1 protein-coding gene is annotated in these 4,740 nt (G+C 39.7%); it reads right to left on the bottom strand.

Features of this window, described 5'->3' with window-relative positions; all coding sequences use genetic code 11:
• Nucleotides 1-95: 95 nt before the first annotated feature.
• On the bottom strand, nucleotides 96-4,577 hold the full coding sequence (locus tag QEH53_RS23290) for an amino acid adenylation domain-containing protein (protein WP_309025636.1): 4,482 nt from the start codon (nucleotides 4,575-4,577) through the stop codon (nucleotides 96-98).
• Nucleotides 4,578-4,740: the final 163 nt, after the last annotated feature.

Raw genomic sequence — 4,740 nt, 5'->3', positions numbered from 1 at the left:
TTACCATCGACCGAGAAAGTAAAGCATGCTCATCTGAGGCGATGATCAAACTCACGACAAGAAGGCTCGCTAATTAGCGACTTATTGGACAGTCTCTAACTTCCAAACAAGTTCTCTAATTCATCTTGATCTATTTCTATAAAGTCAAAATCGGATGGAGTAAAACTTTTGGTATTACATCCCTTACAATAATTAACCAGTTCCTTCAATTTGTTTAAATACGTACCTCCTACCTCCGATAAATTCCACATACCTACAGATTCAGATGCACACTCGAGCTGAACATGTAGAACATCATCAAGAACGAATAGGTCCATATAAAGTAATGACTCATTACGATTCCTAGTATGGACATCTTGGCCCTTGTTTCGCTTTGATAATTTGCACCGATCTGAATTAACTAGCGTATCCAAATTACCCAAGAAATTGAAACGAACTAAGGCAGAGGGAAAAGGTCGAACAGAATGCATGTCTCCGTAGTGTGCGAGAAAGCGATCAAATCCACAATTACGTTGCTTCCGAAATGTCTCTTTGAGTTTTTTGATTTTCGCATCAATGGGTTCTACCGAACTCAATTCAAAAACGATTGGAAAAATTGTGGTAAACCACCCAACCATTGAATCTAAGTTCAACCCGCCCAACTCCCTACCCCGGCCATGACCTTCTACCTCAACAATCATAGTTTCTTCTTTCCAACGTTCATGTAACGTTAGAGCTAAAGCAATGAACAAAAGCTCTTCTGGTTTCGTATTGTAGCTACTATTGCAACCGAAAAAAAGATCTTCCGTAAGCCTAGCTTCAAGGACAGAAGAATACTTGGACATTGCGTGCTCATTGATGTTTGTACTTCTACACTTATCCAGTAATTCTCCGGATCTTCTATATGAGGATTGATCGAGCAGATCCAACTGCGTCAATGACTGCCTGTAGTCGGAAAGAACTTGCGCCCACTCAGGGTAACCAGGACTACTCTCAAGCTCATTGTAAGACGTGTGATCCTTGAACGCATCCATATAGTATTGTAGATCTCTTAAAATAATACTCCATGAAACGGAATCTACAGATAAATGATGGATAACAATGAAGACTAATTGGCTAGACGCGCTACTCTTAACATCGGAGAAAAGACCCACTTGCAACATTTTGCCATCGACAATAGATATCAGAGCCCTGAGCTCATTAATTTTATTCTGCAGATATTCATCATCTGAAGCATCTCTCAACGAATACTCATGAACGACCGTCTCAGCGAATTCACTTGAAAGTTCAGCGATTCTAAATTCATCGGCACCCACCGCATACTGAATTCGAAGCACTCTATGCTTTTCTAGCAATTTTCTACATGCCCATGTAAAACATGCACGAGTTTTCATATCTGAAAACTCGAGCAATACCGACTGTTGAAAATGATTTGGCTCCTTAAAATTTTGTCGTAAAAACCAATTTAAAATGGGAGTGCGCACAACCTGGGTCGAACACGCCTCGACAACGACCTTGTCTTGCTGTTTCTCTATTATCGACAGAAAATCTGCAATTCGAGGATAATTCAGGATATCGTTCACCGCAATATTATGGCCCAATACACGCAACTGTGAAGATATCTGCATAGCACTTATTGAATCTCCACCCAAACTAAAGTAATTATCATTTTGTTGAATTGATTCAATACCCAGTACAGTTTCTAAAATGTTTAATACCTTGCGATGATTATCAGTAAGCTTTACATTTTCTGACCGCCCCCCCTCACTAGCATCGATTTCGATTTCTTTCAGCGCTCTGTAGTCTATTTTCCCGCTTGAACTTAGCGGAAATGCGTCGACACGAATAATATGTTGGGGGATCATGTAAAATGGCAACTTTCGGCACAACAAATTACGAATCGTAAATTCGTCCAATACATCGCTTTTATAGAAAGCACGCAATTCCTCCCTGCCAGATCCTACATGCTTCACAACGACGCAATCATCAATGCCCAGGATCGACGACATATTAGACTCGACCTCAACCAATTCAACTCGATAGCCATTTATTTTCACTTGCCTGTCCTTGCGTTCTATAAATTCAATCGAATCGTCAAAATTCCAGCGAACGATGTCTCCAGTTCGATACATTACCTTGTGTTCAAATGGACACTCCATAAAACAATTGTTACTCTCTTCCGCAGCATTGAGATAACTCGCGGCAACGCTGTCTCCCGAAACGTAGAGTTCACCCTTAATTCCGCGTGGTACTTTTTTGAGATCATCGTTCAAAATGTAGACGTGGGTATTATCAATTGGAACACCAATAGGAACTGAACCAAACGCATCGTGAAACGGATCGAATTGATGAAACATACAACCAACAGTTACCTCTGTTGGACCGTATTCATTAAAAATTCGCACGCGACCACCAAAGAGTTCATGTATACGTTTCGCAAGCTCAACTGTAAACCGCTCTCCCCCAACGACCAAGGTACGCAGTTTACTAAGTCTAAAATCGACGCCTTCAATCTTTGACAATGCAAGAAGATGCGAAGGCGTCAGTTTCAAAACTGTACAAACGTTTTCTCGCAAAATGGTCTTCAGAACAAACTCATCATCATTTACATAAACTACAATTCGATTACCACTAAACAAAGGTACAAAAATAGAAGTAATTGTTAAATCAAATGTAAGCGGCGAGAAAAGAGCAAAAGTTTCATTGGATCGTTCTATATACTGCTTTGAAGCCCACGCTACATAATTAAAAAGATTTGCGTGCGAGATCACAACTCCTTTGGGCTTACCCGTTGAGCCAGAAGTATAAATAACATACGCAGGATCAGAAAGTCGACGCTCTAGCGTTGGGGACTCACTACTCCATTTACTAATAAAAAATTTATGATTTAATTCCAGAATCGACACAGGACAACAACGATTCTCAACCAAATGCCTATTTGTTATTATTAATTCGCACTGTGCGTCTTTCAATATAAAACACAAACGTTCATCCGGAGTATTCAAACCAATGGGAACGAAACAACTTCCAGCCTTTAAAACACCCAATATGGCTACAATCGTGTTTACCGAGTGCTCGAGCATCAGCCCAATATTCTTGCCCCCATAATTGTGCGCCAACAAGTAGCCTGCTAGCATATTTGCTCGCTCCTCAAGCACGCTATAAGTAATCGATTCATCATTACAAACAACAGCTACCGCATCCCTTTTATTCAAAGCAGTGTTTTTAATGCAGTTATCAATCAAACGGGGTTCGACAGATCGTTCTTCTTTACCATTACCTAGCTTTCTCCAAACATCAAGTGTCGCTCTATCTGCAATTTCAAGGTCAGAAATGATCGAGCACGGATTTTTTATAAATTCATCAATAACGTGAATTATAGATCGATAAAAATCGTCTACTGATTTTTCACGATAGAGTTCATCCACGTAGTCTATAGATACAGACATAGTCTCATTCCAATTTTTAATAATGACTTGCAAGGGATACGGCTGACAACCGCTATAATATTCTGTGTTAGTAACAGCACCCCCGGCTAACGAATCTGGAATACTTGTGTTGTAATAATTAACAGCAACATCAAAAAGCCGTACCGACCGTTGTGCTTGTTCATTCAAATTACGCATTAACATATTAAAAGGGAACTTTTGGTGCTTGTAAGTCATCCTCAAGCACTGGGAGATCGATTTAAGATATTTCTTCACACTGTCCGCCTTTTCGATAGAATAATGAAATGGCATAGTGTTACTAAAATTGCCAAAAATATTTCTTTCACTCCGACCCTTTCTGCCTAGGAGTGGAATTCCAACCGTTAATTCAGTTGAATTTTCAATCGTGCGTAGATACCAAAGAATTGCTCCAACGAATACTATTAAAGTGGAAATTTTGTATTTCTGCTCAAAGACCTTGAGTCGTCTGGCCCAATCTACATCAAGAACGTAAAACCTTCGATTACCTTTCGGATTTACTACTATATCACACTTCGGCTTGACTACCGCTTTTTTGACTTGCTCGACCCAAAACAATTTATCGGCTTCTTTTTCGTCCGACGCAAAATAAGCATGTTCAGAGTCCAAGTAGCCTAAAAATGAACCCAATGGAACCAAGGTCGACGAGGTTCTATTAGTTAATGCTTCATATTGTTGTGTAATATTTTTAGTCAACAACTCAACCGACCATCCATCTGCAATAATGTGGTGTAGCTTTATCAAATAAGCGTAGTGCTTATCATTAATTCTGTATATTATGAAACGATAAAGCGGTGCGTCATAAAGAGCGAAAGGCTCACAAAACACTTTGTGCGATTTCTCCTGAAATCTCTCGTAGGAATCTGCACGACCCTTGAGATCCTCAAATTCAATTATTCTATTATCATGCTCTTCTATTGATTGTTGAACTAAGCCTTTAACTTGACGCAATTGGATTCGTAATGCATCAGCCGAAGCGATCACAATATTGATCGCCTTACACAAACGTTTTATATCTATTTTCGCTCGGATCTCAACAACACCGCCCAAAATATGAACAGAACTGCCAAGATATTGCTCTGCCTCAAAGAGAATTCTTTTCTGCGATGCTGATAATTCTAAAAGTTGCATTTGTTACAGCTGCTATAGTTATAATTGAACGCTCGATCAAAAAATAAAAAGAAAAGACGGGCGATATTAAAAAAAGGGGCTATCCTAGCTAACAGTTATTGTTTTGTCCTTTTGTACCGCTGTTTAAGCTGCCTGAGCAGCTGTTGGTGGTTGCCTCCATTGA

This window comes from Pelagicoccus sp. SDUM812002, from assembly GCF_031127835.1.
In the GTDB taxonomy this organism is placed as follows: domain Bacteria; phylum Verrucomicrobiota; class Verrucomicrobiia; order Opitutales; family Opitutaceae; genus Pelagicoccus.
Note: the sequence above shows the minus strand (reverse complement) of the source record. Positions and strands in the feature narration are given on the sequence as shown.

Coding starts and splice junctions, on each gene's coding strand:
- QEH53_RS23290 (WP_309025636.1), bottom strand. CDS start 4,577: ATGCAACTTTTAGAATTATCAGCATCGCAGAAAAGAATTCTCTTTGAG.